This is a genomic window from Streptomyces sp. CB01881 (genome assembly GCF_002953255.1).
GTDB lineage: Bacteria > Actinomycetota > Actinomycetes > Streptomycetales > Streptomycetaceae > Kitasatospora.
In genome coordinates this window covers 10,239,653-10,261,688 of record NZ_CP026498.1, presented here as the reverse complement: position 1 = coordinate 10,261,688, position 22,036 = coordinate 10,239,653, and the positions used below count along the sequence as shown (strand labels likewise).

Annotated in this window: 20 protein-coding genes and 1 pseudogene; 10 read left to right on the top strand and 11 right to left on the bottom strand. The window is 69.9% G+C overall.

The window, feature by feature from the left end; all coding sequences use genetic code 11:
* Positions 1–41: 41 nt before the first annotated feature.
* Positions 42–992: an NAD-dependent epimerase/dehydratase family protein gene (locus C2142_RS34155; RefSeq protein WP_148646748.1), complete on the top strand. Its 951-nt coding sequence runs from the start codon at positions 42–44 to the stop codon at positions 990–992.
* A gap of 384 nt (positions 993–1,376) precedes the next feature.
* Here C2142_RS34155 and C2142_RS34150 read toward each other — a convergent pair whose 3' ends face one another.
* Positions 1,377–1,859, bottom strand: a complete 483-nt coding sequence (locus C2142_RS34150) for a MarR family transcriptional regulator (protein WP_148646747.1) — start codon at positions 1,857–1,859, stop codon at positions 1,377–1,379.
* A gap of 111 nt (positions 1,860–1,970) precedes the next feature.
* Between C2142_RS34150 and C2142_RS34145 the strand changes: the two genes are divergently transcribed.
* The 3 genes from C2142_RS34145 (at position 1,971) to C2142_RS34135 (ending at position 4,570) form a co-directional block, all read left to right on the top strand.
* A complete protein-coding gene (locus tag C2142_RS34145) occupies positions 1,971–2,705 on the top strand; it encodes a dienelactone hydrolase family protein (protein WP_148647192.1) in 735 nt (244 codons plus the stop codon).
* A gap of 266 nt (positions 2,706–2,971) precedes the next feature.
* Positions 2,972–3,175 (top strand): hypothetical protein, encoded by a 204-nt coding sequence (locus tag C2142_RS34140; protein WP_148646746.1) that lies wholly within the window; start codon positions 2,972–2,974, stop codon positions 3,173–3,175.
* A gap of 360 nt (positions 3,176–3,535) precedes the next feature.
* Positions 3,536–4,570: an alpha/beta hydrolase-fold protein gene (locus C2142_RS34135; RefSeq protein ID WP_241002940.1), complete on the top strand. Its 1,035-nt coding sequence runs from the start codon at positions 3,536–3,538 to the stop codon at positions 4,568–4,570.
* 510 nt (positions 4,571–5,080) lie between these two features.
* Here the strand turns inward: C2142_RS34135 and C2142_RS34130 are convergent.
* The 9 genes and pseudogenes from C2142_RS34130 to C2142_RS34090 all read right to left on the bottom strand — a co-directional run bounded on the left by C2142_RS34130 (position 5,081) and on the right by C2142_RS34090 (position 13,580).
* The gene (locus C2142_RS34130) at positions 5,081–6,064 is read right to left on the bottom strand and encodes a GNAT family N-acetyltransferase (RefSeq protein ID WP_148646744.1); all 984 of its coding nucleotides are present in this window, start codon (positions 6,062–6,064) and stop codon (positions 5,081–5,083) included.
* Positions 6,065–6,156: 92 nt separating this feature from the next.
* Positions 6,157–6,392: pseudogene (locus C2142_RS34125) on the bottom strand (transposase); the annotation flags it as partial.
* Positions 6,393–6,449: 57 nt separating this feature from the next.
* Positions 6,450–6,854, bottom strand: a complete 405-nt coding sequence (locus C2142_RS40805) for a glutathione S-transferase C-terminal domain-containing protein (RefSeq protein ID WP_148647191.1) — start codon at positions 6,852–6,854, stop codon at positions 6,450–6,452.
* An 89-nt stretch (positions 6,855–6,943) separates the two neighbouring features.
* Entirely contained in the window at positions 6,944–7,651 is a 708-nt protein-coding gene (locus C2142_RS34115) for a GNAT family N-acetyltransferase (protein ID WP_148647190.1), read from the bottom strand.
* Between the two features lie 604 nt (positions 7,652–8,255).
* The gene (locus tag C2142_RS34110) at positions 8,256–9,185 is read right to left on the bottom strand and encodes a Gfo/Idh/MocA family oxidoreductase (protein ID WP_148646742.1); all 930 of its coding nucleotides are present in this window, start codon (positions 9,183–9,185) and stop codon (positions 8,256–8,258) included.
* A gap of 160 nt (positions 9,186–9,345) precedes the next feature.
* A complete protein-coding gene (locus tag C2142_RS34105) occupies positions 9,346–10,554 on the bottom strand; it encodes a hypothetical protein (protein WP_148646741.1) in 1,209 nt (402 codons plus the stop codon).
* The gene (locus C2142_RS34100) at positions 10,551–11,009 is read right to left on the bottom strand and encodes a hypothetical protein (RefSeq protein ID WP_148646740.1); all 459 of its coding nucleotides are present in this window, start codon (positions 11,007–11,009) and stop codon (positions 10,551–10,553) included. The genes C2142_RS34105 and C2142_RS34100 overlap by 4 nt, the downstream gene beginning before the upstream one ends.
* On the bottom strand, positions 11,003–12,229 hold the full coding sequence (locus tag C2142_RS34095; protein ID WP_241002939.1) for an argininosuccinate synthase-related protein: 1,227 nt from the start codon (positions 12,227–12,229) through the stop codon (positions 11,003–11,005). Before C2142_RS34095 ends, C2142_RS34100 begins: the two co-directional genes overlap by 7 nt.
* A 73-nt stretch (positions 12,230–12,302) precedes the next feature.
* Positions 12,303–13,580 (bottom strand): hypothetical protein, encoded by a 1,278-nt coding sequence (locus C2142_RS34090; protein ID WP_148646738.1) that lies wholly within the window; start codon positions 13,578–13,580, stop codon positions 12,303–12,305.
* A 971-nt stretch (positions 13,581–14,551) separates the two neighbouring features.
* On the opposite strand from C2142_RS34090, the gene C2142_RS34085 reads away from it, so the two are divergent.
* The 5 genes from C2142_RS34085 (at position 14,552) to C2142_RS34065 (ending at position 20,095) form a co-directional block, all read left to right on the top strand.
* Positions 14,552–15,376 carry an isocitrate lyase/phosphoenolpyruvate mutase family protein gene (locus C2142_RS34085; RefSeq protein ID WP_148646737.1) on the top strand — a complete coding sequence of 275 codons (825 nt, stop codon included), beginning with the start codon at positions 14,552–14,554 and terminating at the stop codon, positions 15,374–15,376.
* Positions 15,373–16,554, top strand: coding sequence for a phosphonopyruvate decarboxylase (aepY, locus tag C2142_RS34080; RefSeq protein WP_148646736.1), 1,182 nt, complete (start codon positions 15,373–15,375; stop codon positions 16,552–16,554). The genes C2142_RS34085 and aepY overlap by 4 nt, the downstream gene beginning before the upstream one ends.
* A gap of 14 nt (positions 16,555–16,568) precedes the next feature.
* Positions 16,569–17,840, top strand: coding sequence for a SidA/IucD/PvdA family monooxygenase (locus C2142_RS34075; RefSeq protein WP_162002626.1), 1,272 nt, complete (start codon positions 16,569–16,571; stop codon positions 17,838–17,840).
* 85 nt (positions 17,841–17,925) lie between these two features.
* The gene (locus C2142_RS34070) at positions 17,926–19,152 is read left to right on the top strand and encodes an MFS transporter (RefSeq protein WP_162002625.1); all 1,227 of its coding nucleotides are present in this window, start codon (positions 17,926–17,928) and stop codon (positions 19,150–19,152) included.
* Positions 19,139–20,095: a hypothetical protein gene (locus tag C2142_RS34065; protein WP_148646733.1), complete on the top strand. Its 957-nt coding sequence runs from the start codon at positions 19,139–19,141 to the stop codon at positions 20,093–20,095. The genes C2142_RS34070 and C2142_RS34065 overlap by 14 nt, the downstream gene beginning before the upstream one ends.
* Positions 20,096–20,260: 165 nt before the next feature.
* Here the strand turns inward: C2142_RS34065 and dxr are convergent, their stop codons facing one another.
* Positions 20,261–21,451 (bottom strand): 1-deoxy-D-xylulose-5-phosphate reductoisomerase, encoded by a 1,191-nt coding sequence (gene dxr / locus C2142_RS34060; RefSeq protein ID WP_148646732.1) that lies wholly within the window; start codon positions 21,449–21,451, stop codon positions 20,261–20,263.
* Between the two features lie 256 nt (positions 21,452–21,707).
* Between dxr and C2142_RS34055 the strand changes: the two genes are divergently transcribed.
* Positions 21,708–21,983, top strand: coding sequence for an acyl carrier protein (locus C2142_RS34055; RefSeq protein ID WP_148646731.1), 276 nt, complete (start codon positions 21,708–21,710; stop codon positions 21,981–21,983).
* Positions 21,984–22,036 lie beyond the last annotated feature (53 nt).

The window sequence follows — 22,036 nt, the reverse complement described above, 5'->3', positions numbered from 1 at the left end:
CCCCTGTCACCGGCCTCCAGGGCCCCGACTAGGCTGTGACGGTGAGTCTTCATGTGGTTGTGGGATACGGGCCCGCGGGGGCGGCCACCGCTCGGCTGCTGGCCGAGCAGGGGCATTCGGTACGTGTTGTCACCAGGTCGGGCCGGGCGGCGGAGCCCGGCATCGAGCACGTGGCACTGGACGCGGCGGACGCCGGCCGGCTGATCGAGGCCGCGGACGGCGCCGCCGCGATCTACGGCTGCGGTGCGCCGCCCCTCCACCGCTGGACGGCCGAGTGGCCGGCGCTGGCCTCCGCGGTCTGCGCGGCGGCGGAGGCGAGCGGGGCCGTCCTGGTCGGCCTGGGCAACCTCTACGGCTACGGCCCGGTGGACGGGCCCATGACCGAGGACCTGCCGCTCGCGGCGGCCGGCCCGAAGGGGCGGGTCCGGGCCGCGGTCTGGGAGCAGGCGCGGACGCTGCACGAGGAGGGCCGCATCAGGGCGGTCGAGGTCCGCGCCTCGGACTTCTTCGGCCCCGGCGTGACCGACGGCGGTCACCTCGCCTCGCGGGTCGTGCCGCGCCTGCTGAACGGCAAGTCCGTCACGGTCCTCGGCGACCCGGACACGCCGCACAGCTGGACGTACCTGCCGGACGTGGCCCGGGCGTTGGTCGAGGTCGCAGGCGAGGAACGGGCCTGGGGGCGGGCCTGGCACGTGCCCACGGTCCCCGCGCTGTCGAGCCGGGAGATGGTCGACGGGCTGGCCGCGGAGGCGAAGACGGGACCGGTCGCGGTGCGGCGGCTGTCGCCGGCCGTCCTGGGCCTGGCCTCGCTCTTCTCTCCCCTGCTCCGCGAGCTGCGGGAGGTCCGCTACCAGTTCGACCGGCCGTTCGTGATGGACTCGTCCGCCTACGAGTCCGCCTTCACCGTGCGCGCCACCCCGCTCGGGGAGCAGTTCGGGGCGACGGTCGCGTGGTGGCGCGGGCGGACGTCCGCCGCGACGACGGGCGCATGAGCCAGGGGCGGGGGCGGGGACTGCGGGCGCCCGCCCCCGCCCCCGCCCGTCGCCGACGAGACGGCCCGGCAGCGATGTGAGACGTTGGACCGGGGGCAACCCGTAGAGGAGCAGCCCATGTCGTCGAAGCGACGCCGGAAGAAGAAGAGCCGCCGGAACCATCGGGCCAATCACGGCAAGCGGCCTCAGTGCTGAACGTGGCGGCGGGCCTGGCGCAGGACGCCGGGCCCGCCGTCACGCGTGCCCCCGCCGCCGTTCCGTTCTCCGTTCCTGCCCCTTCCGTCTCCGTCCTGGACGAGTCCCGCGCCGGGCTGCTCCCTGCCTCGCCCCCGCGGGCGGCGACGGGCCCCGGGCACCCTGAACCCCGGCCGGCGCTGCACGGCGTCAGGAGGCCCGGGTGTGGTGGTCCAGCAAGCGGGTGAGCAGCTGCACGAGCTGGTCGCGTTCGGCCGGGCTCAGCGGCGCGAGCAGTTCGTCGTGGAGGTCGTCCAGGACCTTGTCGAGGCCGGGCAGGCGACGGCGGCCCCGGGCGGAGATCGTGATGATGTTGCGTCGCCGGTCGTCGGGATCCGGCACCCGCTCGACGAGGCCACGCCCGGCCAGTTCGTTGAGCACGCCGACCAGGTCGCTGCGGTAGATGCCGGTGCGCCGGCTCAGCTCCGCCTGGCTGCCCGGCCCGTACTCCTGCAGTGAGGCCAGCACGGCGTAGTGCCACTTGCGGACGTCGACCCGGGCCAGCCCTTCGTTGATCAGCCGGTCCGACCGCACGGTCAGCTGCGACAACAGCCGGCTCACCCGTCGACGCAGCCTGTCGGGCGTACTGCGCGCGCCGTCGTCGGGCATCTCCACGGCTTCGGCTCTGCTCATGGCGCCCATCCTAGTCATTGCGTTAGTCAGACTAACGATGTACGTTCGCGCATGCCGAAAACGTTAGTGCGACAAACGTTTTCGGCCGTCTCCGAGGAAGGAAGAACCGCTATTCCCACCAAGATGTTGCAGATTCCCACCACGGACGGCCAGGCCGACGCCTTCGCCGCCTTCCCCGACCACGGCGGGCGGCACCCGGGGGTGCTGATGTACGCGGACGCCTTCGGCCTCCGGCCCGCCCTGCGGGAGATGGCCCGCGAACTGGCCGGACACGGGTACTACGTGCTCGCCCCCAACTTCTTCTACCGGCACGGCCCGGCACCGCTGATCGACCTTCCCGCGCACATCGGCGAGGAGGCCCGCTCCTCGGCCGTCGCCCGGCTGATGCCCCTGATCGAGGCACACACCGCCGAACGCGTCCTGAGTGACGCCGACGCCTACCTCGGGTTCCTCGCCGCCCAGCCCGAGGTCGGCCCCGGACCGGTCGCGGTGACCGGCTACTGCATCGGCGGCCTCCTGGCGATGCGCACCGCCGTGGCCAACCCCGGCCGGGTGGCGGCCGTCGCCGCGTTCCACGGCCCCGTGGGCGCCGACGGGCCCGACAGCCTGCACCGCCTCACCGCCGAGGCCCATTTCGGCCACGCCGAGACGGACCTCACGCCCGAGGCCCTCGGCGAGCTCAACCGGGCCCTGGATGTCGCGGGCGTCGGCTACACCTCCGAGATCTACCCCGGCACCGTCCACGGCTTCACCATGTCCGACACGGACGCCTTCGACCCCTCCGCACTGCGGCTTCACTGGGACCGCCTGCTCCCCCTCCTCGGCCGCACCCTGACCGACGACTGAGGCTGCGGCCCGGGAATCCACGACGGGGGCGGGGCGCTGCGGCCGGCCGGCGCGCACCGGCGCGCGGAGCCCCGCCCTCGGAGGCCTTCGCCGGGCGCCCGGCGAAGGCCGGCTGGCGGGCCGGCTGTGGAGGCGGCCACCGAAACGGCCCCCGAAGGGGACCTCGAAACGGCCCTGGAGACGGCCCTGGAGACGGCCCTGGAGGCAGCCGAGGTCCCCGGAGTAGGATCGTCCGCATCCGGATCAGCAGCGGGTTGGAGCATCCGATGACCGGTGACAAGGAACGGGAGAGGCCCGCAGGCCCCCTGTCCGAGATGAGCGAAGGCGCGCCCGACGACCTGTTCGCAGGCCGGTCGGTGAGAGCCGCCGGCAGACCCGACCCCGGGGCGGCCTACGGTGGCGATGACGACCTCTACGGGGGCTCGGCGGCTGTCGCCCCGGGCGAGGACGACGGCGAGAACACCAGGTAGCACCGCGGCACCGGGCGCCGGCCCCCACCCCTCCCCAGCCTGCGCCGCCCCACCCCACCCTGCACGGCCGTGCACGGCGCGGCCGGGATGCGGGCCGGGCCGCGGCGCGCCCGGACGGACACACACCCGCGCCCGCCGCTGCACACCGCCGCGAAGCGACCAGCGGCCCCGAGGCCGGGAGTGCAACCGGTCGGCCTGTGATCACGTCCTAAGATCACAATGTCGTGCCGACCCGGCCGGGCCGGCGCGCGCCCCCGGGGGTACGCAGGTCCAGACGCCCCCGGTCACGTGCCGGTCCCGCCCGGGGGCCGCCGTCCGGCTCCGCGGGCCGGACGACACACTGGTCGGAGAGTTCTCACCGTGCAATCGCCGCCCCCTCGCTCTCGCGCTCTCCTGACGGGCGCCGCCGCGCTCGTCCTGGCCACCTCGCTGGCCGCCTGTAGCGGCGGCGACGGCAGAGGCGACGTGGCGAAGGGTGCCGAAACCACCAACAGCCCGGCCGCCGCCGGCGCGGCGTCCGGCACGCCCGGCACGCCCGCGGCTCCGGCCGACGGCAAGGTCGCCATGCCCACCGGTCCGGCCACCACGTTCACCAAGGCCAGGGACACCACCGTCGGGCCGATCACCATGACCACCCTGACCGGCGCGAAGTCCGGCGTCTCGGGAAAGGTCTGGGTCTGGCTGCCGCCCGAGTACAACGACCCCAAGTACGCGAAGACCGGATTCCCGGTGATCATCCTCTACTCGGGCGGCCAGAGCGCGGGCTACAACACCTACACGGACAACCAGTTGCCCATCCAGGCGGCCGACGTGGAGATGACGAAGGCCGGCAAGGCCCATCCGTTCATCATGATCATGCCCGTGCAGAACCTGGACTCCGACGAGCACAAGGCGCTGGAGTGCAGTGACATCCCCGGCCAGCCCAAGATGGGCACCTGGATGGCCGAGGACGTACCCGCCTTCGTCCGGGCCAACTTCCGGACCCTGAAGAGCCGGGACGGCTGGGGCCTGATGGGCGCGTCCACCGGCGCCTTCTGCAGTGCCAAGCTCGCCCTCCAGCACCCCGAGACGTTCAAGGTCGCCGTACCGGTCGACGGCTACTGGGCCCCCGACTCGCCGCTCTGGAAGGGCCACGAGACCGAACGCCAGGCCAACAGCCCGAACGCCATGGTCTCGCAGGGCAAGGCCGACGTGCGGATGCTCGCCACCGCGGCCGGCGGCACCCCGCCGGAGGTCAAGCTGGTCAAGGACTGGGTCGCCAAGGCCGCCCCGCCGCTCAAGATCGACTACTACGAGCAGCCCGGCGGCCAGCACCTCACCTCGGACTTCAAGAAGATGATCCCGAACACCCTGGAGTGGCTCACCCACAACATGGCCGGACCCACCGCCGACTGACGGCCGATCACCGCCTCCGCATTGTCCGGCAGTTGGCATGACTGAAACAGCTTCTGGCCGGGCATAACGACGGTAGCCCGCCAGCGGGCCCGGCTGCAGCTCCCCCACGAGCGCAACCGGGCCCCGGCCGGCGACCGGGCCTGGACGTGACTCCCCCCACGGAGTGGCATCCAGGCCCGCATGGTGTTCAACCAGCGACACGCAGCGTACATGCCACATCCACGTAACGCTACCGTGCAGCATCCGCCGGCCCGACTCGGAGGGGGACGCCCCCCCGACGCGGACGGCGACAGGGCCCGGCCGCCTGCCGGACGGGCACCCCACACGGCAGGCGGACGGGGCCCCGCCGCAGGCGGACCGGGAGGGCGGGGCCACCGGGCAGGCGTCGCCGCGCCCCGGCCTCAGCCGACCGTCGGCCGCTCCACCGGGGCCTGCCAGTCGGGCACATCGGCGCCCCGGCGAGCTATTGTCGAATCCTGTGGATGACCGGACAGCCCGATGGCCGGTCGATCAAGCAAGCGGCTTGCGGTAGCGGACGTACTCGTTCTGCCGCCGGAATCCCACGCTCTCGTAGAGGTCGTAGGACCGGTGCGGGTTTGCCGTGCCCGTGAACAGCCGGGCGGTCGTTGCACCCTGTTCGCGAAGGCTTTGCAGCCCGTCCAGCAGCAGGACCCGGCCGATTCCGAGGCGTCGCTGGTCCGTCCGGACACTCAGCTCTTCCACCTCGCCCACGGTGTGGTCGTGACGGCGGATGGAGCAGAGGGCGACGCCGACCATGTCCTGCCCGTTCCAGGCAGCCCTCCAGCATGCCGGGTCGGCGGTGTCGACGAAGTCCTGGAACAGCCATCTCTGAGCGAAGCCGCTGTCCGCGTACGAATCGACGACCGTCCTCCAGGCTGCACGGTAGTGGCTTGTCCCGATCGGCCCTGTCCGTATCCCGGCCGGCAGTTCGCCGCCCGGCTCGGGCATCTGCTGCAGATCGCCCAGCTCCAGCTCGACCAGGCTGAAGACACGTCGGTAGCCGGCCGCGCGGAGAAGTGCCGTGGCGTCCTGCTCGGAGGTCATGGCGTTCGCGCCGATCACTGCCGTCCGCGCCGTTCCATGCTGTTTGACGAGCTGGCGGATCCGCTCTTCGGCCCAGCTCAGCATGGCTGAGCCGATGCCCTGGCCGCGATGCTCGGGCAAGAGGTAGCCGCGGTGCAGGTACAGCCACGTATCGTCCCGCTCCTGCCACCAGCGGATCGTCGAGTAGCCGACGACGCTCCCGTCGAGCACCACCAGGATCTGGTTCTTGGACGGCTCCTCCAACTTGGCAGAAGCTTCGGCGATCTCGGCCGCTGTCGGGAGCCCTTCCACAACCGAACGGACATCGACCCGGTCCCGTTCAGCACACCCCAGCCGCACCGCGGCCATGGCGCCGTGGTCTTCGTCGCCGCGATACGGCCGGAACCCGAAGCCGACCGGAAGGTCCTGTCCTGCCGTGCCATCCAACATGACCGGATGTTCTCGAACTTCGAGGCAGGCCCGCCACCCTATTCACGCCGCGGTCGTCTGCGGCCGTTCAACGAGCTGGCCGCGTTCGAAGCTGGAGCCTTCACCTCGATCACCCCGGCCGCGTGGTGACCTTCCTGGGCTGGTGATAGCCGTTGCGGACCACCAGGCGGTGCCCGCTCTCGTCTCGCTGGTCGGCCAACTCGGCGATGCAGGAGCTGACTTCGGCCTCCAGCGCGGCGGCCAGCATCCGCCTCACGCCCTCGCGGACGATGTCGTCGCTCAGGGAGCCGGTCCCGGTCGTTCCATCGGCGTTCACTACGCTCAGCACGGGCGTGCCTTCCCGACCGACGGTGCAACGTCGGCCTACTCGATGACCAGAAGTCGATCACGCGGGACGGTGCGCCCTCGCGTCCAACCCGAGGCCGATCCACAGGTCATGAGCATTGCTCGCGCCCGGCACGGTGCAGGTGGAGAAGTCCATGGTGCTCTTGAAGGCCTTCTGCCGGTACAGGTCACGGGCGTACGCCCACAGGTGGGGGTAGACGGCGAGACCGGGGTTGACGGCGCGGTCGTGGTTGGTCCTGGCGTCGTAGCGGACCAGCGTCACCCACAGCCGCACGTCCGCCTCGGTCAGCCGGTCGCCCAGCAGGTAGCGGCGGGTCGCCAGCCGTCCGTCGAGCTCCGCGAAGGCCTCCAGCAGCGTGGCACGGGCCGCGAGCGCGGCCTCGCCGGTACGGGCGGGCGCGGCGCCGGTACGGGCGGGCGCGGCGCCGGTGGGCTGGCGGGCCAGCGGCCGGTGGGCTGGGGGGCCGGTGGGCCGGTGGGCCGGTGGGCCGGTGGGCCGGTGGGCTGGGGGGCCGGTGGGCCGGTGGGCCGCGGTCAGGCCCCGTGCCCACCGCCGGGGGCGCGCAGACCCAGGAAGGTGACCTTCCGGCGCAGCCGGAACCCCAGCGACTCGTAGAGCCGGATCGCCGTGGCGTTGGCGGCGGAGGTGTGCAGGAACGGCGTGTCGCCGCGCTCGCGGATCCCGGCCGCTACCGCCAGGACGAGCCGCGAGCCGAGCCCCTGACCACGGTGGGACTCGGCCGTGCAGACGGCGCTGATCTCGGTCCAGCCCGGCGGACGCAGGCGCTCCCCGGCCATCGCGACCAGCACGCCGCCACGCCGGATGCCCAGATAGCCACCGAGTTCGACGGTGCGGGGCAGGAACGGGCCCGGCCGGGCGTGTTCCACCAGGGCCAGCATCTCGGGCACGTCGGCGGGGCCCAGCCGGACGGCCTCCTCGTCGGGCGCGGCCTCGACGCCGTCGTCCACCAGCTGGACGCCCGGCGCCTGCATGAGGACCTCCCAGTCGGCCGGCAGCGCACTCAGGGAGCCGGTGGCGCCGAGGACGGCGCCCGGCCCGCAGAGCGCCGCCACGTTCCGCCAGGTCTCCCGGTCGGGCCGGTCCGGGAGGGCCACGAACGGCGAGACGTCGGCCGGGTAGCGCAGGACGTCTGCGCGCCGCTCGGCGAAGTGGGCGTGCGGGCCGAGCAGGGCGGCACGGGCCGGGTTGTCCAGGGGGTGCGGGTGCGCGGCGCCGTCCATGGCACTGGTATTGGCGCCGTCGGTGGCACTGTCGGCGGTACTGTCCGCGGTGAGCACGGGCTGTTGGGGCATGCGAAACCGTTCCTCGATCTCGATCTTCTCGGTGCCATGGGCCGCGACGCCGCCGGCCTCGGCCGGAACCGGCCACGACGGGGCGGACCACCGGGCACACCCGGGGGCGCGAGGGCCCCGGAGGCGGGATCGCCCGGCCCGGCGGGAACGCGTGACGGAGCAGGTGCGGGCCGTTACGGGCGACAGAGGCCGGTCGGGGAACCGACCCCGTCGATCCAACGGCGACGCACGAGGCGGGAACCACCGGCCCCGGCACCGACGGCCGCACGGAGGGCACCGGACGAGGGGCGGAACGCCGCGCGCGACAGCGACGGGCGTCCGAAGACCACCCGTCCGTCCCGCAGTTGGCGTGCGTGCATCGCCCGTCCGTTTCGCATCCGGTAACCGTGACATCCACAGTACCGCTCTGCGGGCCCGATTCCAGAGGTGATCGCGGATCGCCGTTCCCGGACGTACCGTTCCCGGGCCCACCGTTCCCGGGCCCACCGGCGTGCCGCGCGGCGGCGGGCCCGGGCTGATGCTGCGCCCCGTGTCAGGCCGACTCGATGCGTTCGACGATCAGCTCGCACAGCTCGTGGGTCCGCAGTGCGTCGCGGGCGTCGAGGGTCCGGCCGGCGCGGACGGCGTCCAGGAAGGCGAGGACGATCTGCTCGATGCCCCGCTGCCGGGCGACGGGGACCCAGTCGCCGCGGCGGCGGACGGTGGGCTGGCCCCGGTGGTCGATCACCTCGGCGAGATTGTGGACCTCGCGCTTGGAGTCCGCCCCGGAGACTTCGAGGATCTCCTCGGTGGAACCGGAGACCCGGTTCATGACGCCCAGCGCCGTGAATCCCTCGCCGGCCAGGGTGAGGACAACGTGCTCGACCAGGCCGTCACGGGTGCGGGAGCGGACGTCGACGTGGTCGATCTCGCCGGGGGCGAGGAAGCGCAGGGTGTCCACGACGTGGATGAAGTCGTCGAAGACCAGGGTGCGGGCCGCCTCCGGGAGGCCCTCGCGGTTCTTCTTCAGGATGATCAGGTCCCGCGGGCGCTCCTTCGCCTGGACGTAGGCGGGGGCGTGGCGGCGGTTGAAGCCGACGCTGAGGGAGCGGCCGGTCTTCTCGGCCAGGTCGACCAGGCGGCGGGCGCCGTCCACGGTGTAGTCGAGCGGCTTGTCCACGTAGACGTCGACGCCGGCGGTCAGCAGCTGCTCCACGATCGGGACGTGCTGGTCGGTGGCGGCGTGGACGAACGCGGCCCGGATGCCGCCGCCGATCAGCGCGCCGAGGTCGGTGAACCGGTCCGCGGGGGCGATCCGGTGCGTGTCGCCGAGGCGGTCGAGCTTGGCCCGGTCCCGGGTCATCAGCCGCAGGTCCAGGCCCGGCAGCGCGGTGAGGACCGGCAGGTACGCCTTCTGCGCGATGTCGCCCAGGCCGATCACACCCACCGGGAGCGCGGCATCGGGAACGTCGGTCTCACTCATGGCATCTCCTGTCGTACGGACGATCATCAGCCCGCCCAACCCTATGCGTCACGCGCACCGGGCGACCTCAGCCCGATCGGACCACCGCGGTGCCGGCCCGGTCGAGGCCTGGACGGAAGGTGTGCCTCCCGTGCAGGCCTCGACCTCGGCCGGCCTCCGCTCAACGCCGGTACTCGTCCTCGATGTCCGCGATCCGGCGCATGAGGGTCTCCGTGTCGGGGGCATTGACCACGTAGGAGTCGCGGAAGTCCGTCGAGTGCCGCACGCCGCCCTGGCCGTTTCCGGCATCCTTGTGCTCGATGTGCTCGACGATTCCCAGGCCGGGGAAGAGCTCGGCGGCGATCCCCTTGGGTTCCTCCGCACCGGGGTAGAACGCGATGAAGCCGGACGCCCCTCCGTGTCGCGACTCAGGGACGCTGCCCAGCGAGAAATCGATTCCCGCATCGATACGGATTTGCGTCTCGACGATGTCGAACCCGTACTGCTGCTCGATCACCGGGGGGATGATGCCCCCAGGAGGCCGCCCGGCGACCTCACAGAAGACGAGTTCGTCGTCTGCGGTGTGGAACAGCTCGAGGTGCGTCGTGCCGTCCTCGATTCCCAGCCCGGCGAGCACGCGCTCGTTGAGCTCGGTGATGCGCTTCACCAACTCGCCGTCGGTGAGCAGGACCGTACCGAAGATCCCTCCAGGACGGTAGCTCGCCGGGTCGGCGAGGTACTTGCCCACGCTGCTGAATCTGATACGGCCGCCCTGGACCACGGAGTCGCAGTGGTAGATCCAGCCCTTCACGAACTCCTCGATCTCGTAGTGCGAGCCGGAGAGATCGAGCCCCGCGACGACCCGCCGCGCCTGTTCGAGCGTGTCGACCATGTACAGGTCCTTGGCGGCGAGCCCGAGACGGCTCTTGATGACCTTCCGCCCGGTGCTCCAGTCGACGTTCGCCAGGTCGTCACCGCTGTCGAGTGCGGAGAACCCCGGCACCGTCGCCGCGTTGGCCGCGCGCACGGCCTCCTTCATCCGCACCTTGTCGCGGAACCGCACCGCGGTCTCGTACTGCATGCCGGGCAGGCCGAACTTGGAGCGCATCTCCGCCGCCAACAGCACGGCACGCTCGTGGACGGCGATGACACGGGTGATCGGGTGGTTGCGCAGCGTCCATTCGCAGACGGCGCGCCAGTCGTCCTCGTCGTCGATGCCGCACAGCGAGACGTGGTCCAGCGGGTGGTCCGCGAATCCGCTGACCCCTCCGTACCGCCGGTTGCGCGTCACGAGGTGGATGTCGATCTCGGAGGTCGGCAGGATGTACTTCCCGCCCCGGGCGAAGTGCGAGTACGGGTGGTTGTTGATGAACAACGCGGCGGGCTTCACTGTCCGTCCCCTTCCAGAGTGCGGGCGGGTACCGTGCAGTCGGCTTCGCGCAGCCCGAGCGGCCAGCCGAGGGCCAGTCGCACCAGGTCCAGGCCGTCCGACGACTCGGGCCCCGTTCCGGTCAGCCGCTGCAGGATCCCGGGCGGTGTGCCGGCCGTCCCGAGCAGCGAGTTCACCACGTCGGCCGCCGCCAGCCCCTGGGCGGTGAGGGAGACGGCCGCCGTCGGCAGCAATGGACGAAGCACCTCCCCGACGAATCCGGCGAACTTCGGACCGGTGAAGTCCACCGAGTAGTAGCCCGAGTCGTCGTCGACCAACTCGTGGACGGGTGAACCGGGTTGCTGCACGTACACGATGCGGCAGCCGAGGGTGCGCGCGGCCCGCGCGGCCCGCGCATCGGCATCGATCACCACCAGCTGCCGCGCAGAGCCGTTCGATTTCTGGTTGGTCACCATTTCCCGCCCCTGATGTCGCCGTCCGAAGCCGCTTCGTAGTGGGAGATCTCCGCCTGGATGGAGGCCTGTTCCCAGTCCTCCCGATTGCGCACGTACCGGGGGCTCGCCGCGACGATGGAGGTGGTCGAGGCGCCCCGCGCGGAGAGCCGCCAGCGCACCGTGCCGGTGACCGACGCGACGAGCTCGGCAATGAACGAGTCGCAGGCCCGGCGGAGTTCGCCGAACCAGCGGCCTTCGAGCGCCTCACGGACCCACACCTGCTCCACGTGCATCTTCTCGCGGAGGGACTCGGCCTCAAGAACCGCCGTCTCAAGGTGCCGGCGCGATGCCATCAGGAGCCGGGCCGCCGGCATCTCCCGCACTTCGAGAACCTTGACCCCGCCGGGAAGGTGCTCCAGGCCGGTGTAGCGGCCGATCCCGTGAGCTCCGACAGTCCAGTTGAGCCGCTCGATGATCTCGGCGAGGGGGAGCTCCTCGCCGTTCACCGCGACGGGAATCCCCTGACGGAAACCGATCTCCAGATGCTCGGGCGCCGGGGCCACCCCCCGCCGGGCGCTCCACCGATAGTAGGACTCGGGAACGACGTGGTCCTCGGGGTCGTCCAGGATGCCGGACTCGAACTCCCTGCACCAGAGGTTGGAGTCTCCGCTGGCCGACCGCTCGGCCATCTCATCGAGGCCGACGGACTGGAGCTCCTTGATCTTCACCTCCCGGTCCACCGGGTTCAGGTCGTAGGGACTTCCGAAGCGGCCCTGGAAGCCGAGAAGTTCGAGTGCTCCGTTAAGCCTGCGGAGCGTGTTCTGCGAGCGGTTCGCAGTGTGCAGAATCATCTGCGCGTCGTGCTCGCGCGCCGCTCCGACCGCGACGCGGGCGATCAGCGGGCGGCTCAGCGACGAACTGATGGGATGGGTGTCGAGGTAGACCGCGTGGGCGGCAATCGCCGGCCGGACGAATTCATCCACGAACTCCTCCCGGGCGTCCGTCACTTGGACCTGCACACCAAGCTTGTCCGCAATCCGCTGCAGCTGTGCCGCCTGCTCGTCACCACCCAGGCCGACGCTGATGGCCCGCACATCCGTGGCCCCTGCCCGGGCCAGTCGGTAGAGCAGGTAAGTGCTGTCAAGGCCGCCGCTGAACAGCGTCACCACCGGGCGCCGCAAATCGGTGTCGCCACCGGTGATGTCCCGGAACGAGCGGACAAGCCTGGTACTGGTCTTCACTTCACACCTCCCTGCGGTCCCGTCGGTCTCCGCCGGCTGGAACTTTCCTGCATGGCCGGTTTTTGAAGATCCGTCAGACACCGAGGACATCCTGGTCCGACCTGCGGACGCAGTCCTTGAGGAAGGAGAGCTTGGAATAGAAAGTGCGCTCGGCGGCGATCCCGCGCTTTGCCAGGTGCTCCTCCACCAACTCGGTCAGCCGGTTCATGTCATCGTCGATGGTCGAGGGATCCATCCCCTCGTGCCAGCGGGTCTCCAGGTACTCCATCTCGACCTGCCGCAGCTTCGGACCCCGCGGATCGAGGACCAGGACCTCGTCCGTCTCGATGCCGAAGTAGTTTCCGGTGATCACCGACTGGACGTTGATGTCGAAGCGCGTGCGCGTGAGGCTGGGCAGCCGCCTGAACTCGATGTCCGGGTACTCCCGCCGCAGATATCCGGAAAAGTCCGCGCCGGGAATATCGATCCCCTTGTAGACGATCTCCTCACGGCGCAGCGCATCCTCGGCAAACCTCTTCAGCTTGAGCTGATAGGTGCCGCTCGGGGTTTCCTGGAAGGCAATGTGACCGACCTCCGAGGCCGGAGCGGTCACCTCGAAGTTGTGCTGAATGAAATGCCACCTGGTGAGTTCGTACCCCGGGTCGGTAATGAACCCATTGAATTCACCGTTCTCCACCGCCGACCAGAGGCTCTGGGTGAGCGACCAGATGGAGACCTCGTCGTACACGTTCACCTTCTGCTCGATCTCGATGCCCTTTTCGTAGGACGTGTAGGCGTTTCCCTCGATACGGACGTTGTCCTGAAGGGAGGCCGACAGTTCGAGCGCCCCGGAGACCAGCTCGGCAATTCCGGACTCCGCGGCGTGCGCAAACCTCGCGACCCGCACGAAAAGCGTGCCGAGAGACCGGACGCGCCCGCACATGAGCACCTCGGTAAAGGGCCGCTCCGCCCCCCGGTGGGTTCGTAGAAGCATCAGCGGCGCGAGCGCGCTCAGGTCGACTCCGGAGAGCTCCTGGCTGCCGGCGGCCTCGAGCGCGCCACGGAGCTGCGCCTCGAACTCCGGGGTCACCCCGAACGAGGCCCAGAGTTCGACGGGCACCCGCCCGAGCGTCACGGTCCCGGCCTGCCCGGCGGCCCCGATGACCGACACCGTGGAGGAGGCGGTCTCCGGCCGACGGAGGAACTCCATCGCCCGCGTGGCCCCGCCCGGCTCGGTGGTCAGCTCGGCCACCAGCAGCGGGGCGACCGGGTCCGGCGTCACCGAGTACTGGTGGGAGACGTCACCGACAACGAGGTGCCTCGTCACCACCGCACCGGACCCGGTACCACCCGCGATTGTCTGCGCAGCCATGGAGACTCCTAAAAAAAGAGGTGATCGAATGCCAAATTCCTCGCCAGCTCCAGCGGAGGAGGGCGGAGTGCACTCGAGGAATTCATGTCCACCTCCCAGGACCAGCCTGCCCGGAAATTGTGCGGCGACCTGGGGGGACAGCGAGAGGCCGGCGGTTGCCGACATGGAACCCTAAATACCGACGGCAGACTAGGCAGGCGTCGCGCCATGCGTCAACAGCTTATCCGGAGGCCGATCCGGCGTAATGGCGACCGAATGCGCGACAGCCACTCGATAGAGGGGCAAACATGCAAATAAACAGACATTCCACCCCGCCCCGGGTGCGCCTTTGGAGGATGCAGTGAACACGACTTGACATATCACGTTCACCGGCTACGGTGATCAAGGTTCAACGCTTGTCAACTCGATCTCGGCCAGACGGGGGATTACACAAGTGCACGGGGGAACAGCGGCGGACGGCGCCGCGCGTCGGCCGCAGCCATTCGGCGCGCCGCCGCTCTGCAACGCACACAGATTGACGGCCCGCCCTCGCATCGGGCGGGAACGAATGACCCGACTTCTGTCAGAGGTCATGTAATCGTCCGCAGCCCGGCCTGCGCAAAATCTGACCACTTCTTTCACAACTGACGGACTCCCTCCCGAACAGGGACGCCCGCGCTGCCGCCCCGCGGCACCACCGCCGGATCGGCCCCGCTCACCGCGACGCGCGGCGGGCTCCTCTCGGCAACACCCGCCCGGCGGCACCGAAGCCCGTCACCACGCCTTCCCGGCGCCGGCCAGGACCATCGTCCACCCCATTGAAGCGTCGTGCGTCGCCCTGGAGCCCCCGAGGCCCTCGGCACCGCCCCCGTACGCCCATGCTGCTGCGCGGCCACCCGCCTCCCCACTTGTCTGCGCCGACCGCGCTTCGACCTGGACACTCCCCCACAAGGAGAGACGTGCTTTTACAAGATTTGACCTTCCGTCAACTCATGGCCCAAGGAGGCTTGGTGAGGGTCGCCGGCGCCCATGACGCGCTCGGCTCGACTCTGGCCTGGCAAGCCGGGTTCCAGGCGGTCTGGGCATCGAGCTTCGAGATCTCCGCCTCTCGGTGCCTTCCCGACGCCAGCGTCCTGACCATGACGGAATACCTCGCCGCCGCCACGAACATGCAGAAGGCGGTGGGCATCCCGGTGGTCGCCGACGTCGACACGGGGTACGGCAACAACCTCAACGTGGCGCACATGGTCCGCGAGTACGAGGCCGGCCGCATCACCGCCGTGTGCATCGAGGACAAGGTCTACCCGAAGGTCAACAGCTTCGCGGCAACCTCCCACGACCTGCTGCCCGTGTCCGACTTCGCGCGCAGGATCGGGACGGCCAAGGCCGCTCAACGAGGTGAGGACTTCTACGTCATCGCCCGGACCGAGGCACTGATCAACGGCCTCGGCGTCGAGGAGGCGTTGAAGCGCTGCTACGCCTACGCCGAGGCGGGGGCGGACGCGGTACTGATCCACTCGAAGAAGAAGGACCAGCAGGAGATCGTCGAGTTCCTCGACGGCTGGGACGGCCGGCTGCCGGTCGTCGTCGTGCCGACCACCTACCCCCAGTGGTCCGCGGCGGAGGCGGAGAAGCACGGGGCCTCCGTGGTGATCTACGCCAACCAGGGTCTGCGCGCCACCGTCCAGGCGCTTCGCGAGACCTTCCGCACCATCTGCCAGGACGGCACGTCACTCGGCGTCGAGGACGTCATCGCGCCGGTCTCCGACATCTTCGCGCTGCAGAAGCTCGACGAGTGGCTGGCACTCGAAGCATGATCTCCAACGACAACTTCTGTGACACGCTGCAGGAACACGGTGTCACCTTCGTCGCGGGCGTGCCGTGCTCGTACTTCTCCGGGCCGATCGAGCGACTGACCCGCGAGGGGAAGTACCTACCGGCCGCCAACGAGGGCGCCGCGCTCGCGGCGGCCGCCGGTGCGAGCGTCGCCGGCCGGCGATCGGCGGTCATCGCCCAGAACTCCGGCCTCGGCAACCTCATCAATCCGCTGACCTCGCTCGTCCAGACGTACGGAATCCCCGTCCTGGTCTTCATGAGCCTGCGCGGCTGGCCCGATCCGTCGGAGGACGAACCCCAGCACGCGGTCATGGGTACGGCCACCCACAAGCTGCTGGACGCCGTGGGCGTGCCTCACATCACTGTGCCGGCCGACGCCACGGAGCTCGGTTCCGCGCTCGACCGGGCCGAGGAGCACCTGGCCGCCCGGAGGAGCGTGTTCGTCCTGGCCCAGAAGGGGGCCATTGAGAGTCACCGGCCGGAGGCCCACCCGGTTGTGACGGGTGTCAGCCGCGTCGAGGTACTCCGCGCGATCGAGCCCCTGCTCGGCGACGCCGCCGTCGTGTCGACGACCGGCTACACCTCCCGTGAACTGTTCGGTGTCACCGGCTCCAAGAACCACTTCTACATGCAGGGGTCGATGGGCCACGCGGCCGCGTTCGCCCTGGGTGTCGCCCTGCAGTCGACGGCGCGGCCGGTGGTCGTGCTCGACGGCGACGGCGCGGCCATCATGCACCTGGGCACGCTCTCCTCAGTGGGAGCCTGCGCACCGGCCGGCCTCGTCCACCTCGTGTTCGACAACGGGACGTACGAGTCGACCGGCGGGCAGGCGACCACCTCCCACTCGACGGACTTCGCCGGAGTGGCCCGGTCCGTCGGCTACGTGTCGGCGCAGGAGTGCCGGTCCGTCGACGAGGTGACCGCCGCACTCGCGAAGGCCCTCAGGTCGAGCGGTCCCCACCTCATCGTCGCGAAGGTGGCGGGTGGAGGGACGTCGACCTTCTCCCGCGCCACGGCCGCGATGACCACCGACGAGATCCGGGACGGCTTCGCGGCCCGCCTTGAAACCGAACACCGCTCGGGGGAAGCGTCTCTGACCAACAGTCATGTCGATCCGAGCGCGCCGGCCGTCCGCCCACCGGGCCGGGACAGGCCGTGAGAGAGGAGTCTACGGTGCAGAGCTTCGATGCCGTCGGGATCGGGGTGGGTCCCTTCAACCTGAGTCTCGCCGCCCTCGCACAGTCCGCCGGCGGACTCACGACGCGCTTCTTCGACGTCAAGCCGCGCTTTCAGTGGCATCCGGGACTCATGCTCCCCGAGGCCGACCTCCAGGTCTCGTTTCTCAAGGACCTGGTCACGCTCGCCGATCCGACGAGCGCCTACTCCTACCTGAACTTCCTTCACCACAAGGGTCGCATCTACAGTGCCCTGATCGCCAACGGACTCAATTCCTCCCGCATGGAGTTCGAGCAGTACTACCAGTGGGTCGCCGAGCAGCTGCCGTCGATCCGCTGGGATCAGTCGGTGAAGTCGGTGACGCTGGGCGACGGCTGCTTCGAGGTCACGTGCGAGAGCGGTGAGACCGCCAGGACCACCACCCTGGCCCTGGGTTCGGGGAAGGAGCCGCACCTCCCGGACTTCGCCGTCGGCCTGCGAGGCGGCCAGGTACTCCACAGCAGTGACCTCATGCAGGTCCGCCCGGCCACGAGCGGCCGGCGCGTCATGGTCGTGGGCGGCGGACAGAGCGGCGCAGAGGTCGTCAACTACCTTCTCTCCGACGACACTTCCCTTCCCGAGTCGCTCACCTGGGTCTCCAGCCGCGCCGGGTTCCTGCCCATGGACGACTCCCCGTTCACGAACGAGTGGTTCGCGCCGTCGTACGTGGACCACTTCCGATCGCTCTCCGCAGAGCGCCGCGCCGTCGTGCTCGGAAGCCAGCGTCTGGCCAGCGACGGTGTGTCGGAGTCCTTGCTGCGGAAGATCTACCGACGGCTGTACCAGTTGGACATCGCCGGGGGCCCGCTCCGCCACCGGCTGGTGGCCAACCACCGGGTGGCGGACCTCCGCCGCGAGGGCGAGGCGCTCGTCGTGGACCTTCACGACGCGGACCGGAATCGCCAGGAGCACTGCACGGTGGACGTGGTCGTGTTCTGCACCGGCTACCGCAGCAGGTTCCCCGACTATCTCGAACCCCTCCGGGAGCGGATCACCGTGCGGGCGGACGGGTTCGAGGTGCATGAGGACTACTCCCTGGAATGGGACGGCCCTTCGGACCTCCGGATCTACGTCCAGAGCTTCGCGGAGAACTCCCACGGCATCGCCGATCCCAACCTGAGCCTGTCCGCATGGCGCAGCGCACGGATCCTGAACTCGATCCTCGGCCGGGAGCAGTTCCGCGTCAACGGGGCCACGAGTATCACGTCCTGGGCCCTGGGTCAGGACTGACACCTCCCCATGCCCTCTCACTCTCTCCCCCACCGACCGCCACGGAGTACGTTCTATGCCAACTGACCGCGCAAGGCCACCTGCAGTGGCTGAGCACGCCGCACCGACACCGGCGACGGACTCGCGCATCCTGCGGATCCTCATCGCATCGTCGATTTCTTCGAAGGTGGCGGACTGGCAGCTCGGGATCGTGGTTCCGCTGGCGGTCCTCAAGCAGACGGACTCCGTCGCGATGTCCCTGATCTCGTTCTCGCTGCGCGGGATCACCTACATCTGGTCGCCGTTCCTCGGGGCGCTCATCGACCGCTTCGACCGGCGTGCGGTGTTCGCGCTGGCCCAGGTGCAGCAGGCCGTCTGCCTCGCCCTGCTGGCGGTCTCGCTGAACAGCCAGGTGTCGGTCGCGCTTCTCGTTCTCCTGTCCGGGTTCGGCGGTGTCGCGAGCAACATCACCGGGCAGTTCGTCCTCATCCCGAAACTGATCAGTGCGCCTGCCCGCCCGGCCGCGGTGGCAAAGCTCAACTCGGCGATCGAGTTCTCCAAGGTCGGCGGCCTCCTCATCGGCGGTGCGGCGTTCTCGGCATTGGGACCGGCCTCCGCTTCACTGTGCATCGCCGCTCTGTACAGCGGTGCGGCCCTGCTGGCGCTGCTGCTGCCCAGGGTGCCGGCCAGCTACCAGAAGATGTCCATCCGCCGCGATGTCGCGATGGGATTCCGCTGGGCCGTCAAGCCCGAGATCATCTGGTTGGTGGTGACGATGTCGATGACCAACCTCGCCATCGGCCAGCTGGAGCCGGTGCTGGTCACGGAGTTCGGACAGCAGGGCATCAATGCCAAGGTGATCTCCGGGGTGATGGCGATCGGCCTGTTCGCCGGTGCGGTGGCCAGCCGGATGGCCCCGCGGATCCTTCCGGCCTGGAGCCCCGAGCGCCGGATCCTGGCCTGTCAGGTGACCGCACTCGCCGGTCTCGTGCTCGTCGCGACCCCGGCCCTTCCGACGAAGCTCACCGGCTACGTCTTCGAGTGCCTGGCGGTCGCCGTGAGCAACGTCGCCTCCATCACCTACCGGCAGGAGACGATCCCGGTGGAGGTCGCGGGCCGCGCGAACGCGACCATCCGGATGTTCATCACCGGGGCCGTGCCGCTGTCCGGCTTCCTCTTCGCCGGAGCGAGCCGTCTCGACGGCTATCTGCGGTGGCTGCCGGCCCTGGGCATCTGGACCGTGGCAGTCGTCATCTGGGCCGTCTACACCCGCCACAGCGAACGCCTCCCGGCGGTCGATGCCCTGGAAGGAGCCGGAGTTGGAGATCGTTGAGCAGGACGGCCTCGTCGTCGCGCTGGTCGACCAGCAGGAAGCGGCGAGCCGGACGTGGACGACGTGCGACCGGCCCGTCGACATCGCCAGGCTGACCGGCTCCGAAGGTCTCGACGGCGCCGCTCTGGCGGAACTCGGCTTCACCGCCCGGCCGAGGTGGGTGAACTGGTGCGCCCAGGTGAGGGATTCAGAGGAGGAGTTCGAGTCCGGGCTCTCCCGTACCGAGCGGAGGAACGGACGGCTGGCGCGCCGGTTCGTCCAGGAACAGCAGCTCCGCGCGGAGGTCCGGCAAGGCCTGGCCGAGGACGTTCTCGACGCCTTCCTCGACGTGTACGACGAGCAGATCGCGGGGATGCCACGCGGCAAGAACTTCGCGCGCCGCGAGCGTGAGCGTCTGCTCGCAGCCGCCCCCGACCACGTCAGTGTCTGCGTCTACGCCGGTGAGGCCATGGTGGCCGGCTCCCTCTGGCGGGTACGCCGGGGAGAGTCGGTGCTGCAGATGCGGTTCTCCGCGGCGTCCGCCGACGCGCGTTCCGGCCGGGTGATGCGGGCCGCCTACGGCGAGGCCTTCCGGTTCGCCCGTGACCACGGGCTGGAGTTCGCGTCGTTGGGCAACGACCCCTCGCTCTTCGGGCATGTCGTTCAACCCGGCCTGTTCAACTTCAAGAGCCGTCTGGGGTTCGGCGTCGTCCCCTCCCAGGTTCTCGATCCCAACCTCGCGGGTGAGTTCGCCGACAGGTTCCTCAGCCTGCGGTCCCTGTCGGACCCCTCGCTGGTGGTCACCTGGGGCGGCCGTCGTGGTGAGCCGCTGTCGTGGCCGGCAGCCGCATCGAGCCCCGGCCACGACCTGCTGCTCCTCTCCGGCAAGCCGGAGCCGGGACTCCTCGACGCATTCAACGGTGATGGCTTCCGCGAGCGGCGGCTCCTGGTGGTCTCCTCGTAGGAACGCAAGGCACCGCGATGAGAACGCCGCCCACCGGACACGCACGGCCGACGCAAGGAAGGACGCTCCGTCATCAACGCGAGATCAGGGACCGCGGTTGAGGACCCGAGGCAGACGGTGAGCCGGTTGCCGGGACCGCGGTCTGGCGGCGGAGTCGTCGCGGAGCTACCGGTGCGCAGCGCCGTTGAGTTCCTGGGCGCGTGCCCGCGCCCAGGCATCGGCCGCCAGAATCGTCTCCAGACTGTCCGCGGCGGGGTCACCGAGCTCGGAGACCACCCTGGCGACCGTGTCCACGATGGACAGGAACGGCAGTCGGCCGGCCAGGAAGGCGTCGACGCACACCTCGTTGGCCGCGTTGAAGACTGCCGGCGCACTGCCGCCCAGGCTGCCGACGTGCCGTGCCAGACCGACGGACGGAAACGCCTCATCGTCCAGGGGGAACAGCTCCCAGGATTGGTTCTGCGTCCAGTCGAACGCCCTCGCGGCTCCAGGCACCCGCTCGGGCCAGGACAGCCCCAGCGCGATCGGCAGCCGCATGTCGGGCGGACTCACCTGGGCGATGGTCGAACCGTCGACGAACTCCACCATCGAGTGGATCGTCGACTGGGGGTGGACCATGACGAGGATGTCCTCGTAGGGGACGTCGAACAGCAGATGCGCCTCGATGACCTCAAGCCCCTTGTTCACCAGCGTCGCGGAGTTGATCGAGATCACCGGCCCCATGGACCAGGTGGGGTGGGCGAGTGCCTCGGCCACGGTCACGTCCGCCAGTTCGGCACGGCCCCGCCCCCTGAAGGGGCCCCCGGTGGCGGTCAGCACCAGCCTGCGGACCTCCTCACGGGCGCCGGCGCGCAGGGCCTGCGCCAGTGCGGAGTGCTCGGAGTCGACCGGGACGATCTGCCCGGGCCGCGCCTCCCGCTTCACCAGTTCACCGCCGACGATCAGCGATTCCTTGTTGGCGAGAGCGAGCGTCGTCCCCGCGCGCAGGGTCGCGAGCGTGGACGTGAGGCCCAGCGCTCCGGTGATGCCGTTGAGCATGACGTCCACCGGGTAGGCCGCCACCTCCTCAACGCCGGCGGGACCGGAGAGAATCTTCGGCACCGACCAGTCGGTCGCGGAGAGGCCGCGCCGGCTCGCCTCGGCCGCGAGGGCTGCGGGCAGCTCGTCGGCCGCGCCCTCACCGGCGACCGCCACCACCACGGGGCTCAGGTCGAGGACCTGCTCCGCGAGCAGCCCGACACGTCCCCCGCCCGCCGCCAGGGCGAGCACCTTGAACTTGTCCGTGTTGCGCCGGACCACATCCACGGCCTGGGTACCGACCGACCCGGTGGATCCCAGAATTCCGACCGTTTTCATATACATCTCCCGACTTCAGTCATAACTCGTCAAAATGTGAGGTTCATCAAGTTGTCCGCCGGGGCCCGGACCGGCGTCATCGTAGCAGACCACCCGACGCCGATCGGGTTCTGATCGATCGTCACTTTCCTTCGTCAGATAAGTGCTTGACGCTTTCGGGCGACCTTGCAAGGCTTCACCCAAATACCCGCCCGCCCTGATAACCACGTCGGAAAACGGCCCGGCGGACGCCCTGGAACCACCGGAAGGAATACTGGTGAACGAGTTCTCTCTCGACCGTCTGAAGCAGCTTCTCCAAGAGTGCGGGGAGCAGGATGAATCCGTCGACATCGACCTCTCCGGCAATATCGACGACGTCGCTTTTGATGATCTCGGAATCGACTCGCTGGCGCTCTTCAACATATTCGTGATGATCGAGCGGGAGTACTCCGTCGGGCTCTCGTACGACGTCGGCATCGAGGCGGAAACGCCCTCCCAGCTGGTCCAGGTGGTGGGCCGGGCGATCGCCGCGGCAGCCCACGGCAAGCCCTAGCAGAGGCGCTCCGCGATTCCAGCAGTCCGATGCAGACCGGGACTCAGGTCCTG

Excerpts from the sequence above, each read along its gene's own strand:
- aepY (WP_148646736.1), top strand. The coding sequence starts at position 15,373 with ATGATCTCCAACGACAACTTCTGTGACACGCTGCAGGAACACGGTGTC.
- C2142_RS34090 (WP_148646738.1), bottom strand. The coding sequence starts at position 13,580 with ATGGCTGCGCAGACAATCGCGGGTGGTACCGGGTCCGGTGCGGTGGTG.
- C2142_RS34100 (WP_148646740.1), bottom strand. The coding sequence starts at position 11,009 with ATGGTGACCAACCAGAAATCGAACGGCTCTGCGCGGCAGCTGGTGGTG.
- C2142_RS34115 (WP_148647190.1), bottom strand. The coding sequence starts at position 7,651 with ATGGACGGCGCCGCGCACCCGCACCCCCTGGACAACCCGGCCCGTGCC.
- C2142_RS34085 (WP_148646737.1), top strand. The coding sequence starts at position 14,552 with ATGGCCCAAGGAGGCTTGGTGAGGGTCGCCGGCGCCCATGACGCGCTC.
- C2142_RS34150 (WP_148646747.1), bottom strand. The coding sequence starts at position 1,859 with ATGAGCAGAGCCGAAGCCGTGGAGATGCCCGACGACGGCGCGCGCAGT.
- C2142_RS34130 (WP_148646744.1), bottom strand. The coding sequence starts at position 6,064 with ATGTTGGATGGCACGGCAGGACAGGACCTTCCGGTCGGCTTCGGGTTC.
- C2142_RS34110 (WP_148646742.1), bottom strand. The coding sequence starts at position 9,185 with ATGAGTGAGACCGACGTTCCCGATGCCGCGCTCCCGGTGGGTGTGATC.
- dxr (WP_148646732.1), bottom strand. The coding sequence starts at position 21,451 with ATGAAAACGGTCGGAATTCTGGGATCCACCGGGTCGGTCGGTACCCAG.
- C2142_RS34140 (WP_148646746.1), top strand. The coding sequence starts at position 2,972 with ATGACCGGTGACAAGGAACGGGAGAGGCCCGCAGGCCCCCTGTCCGAG.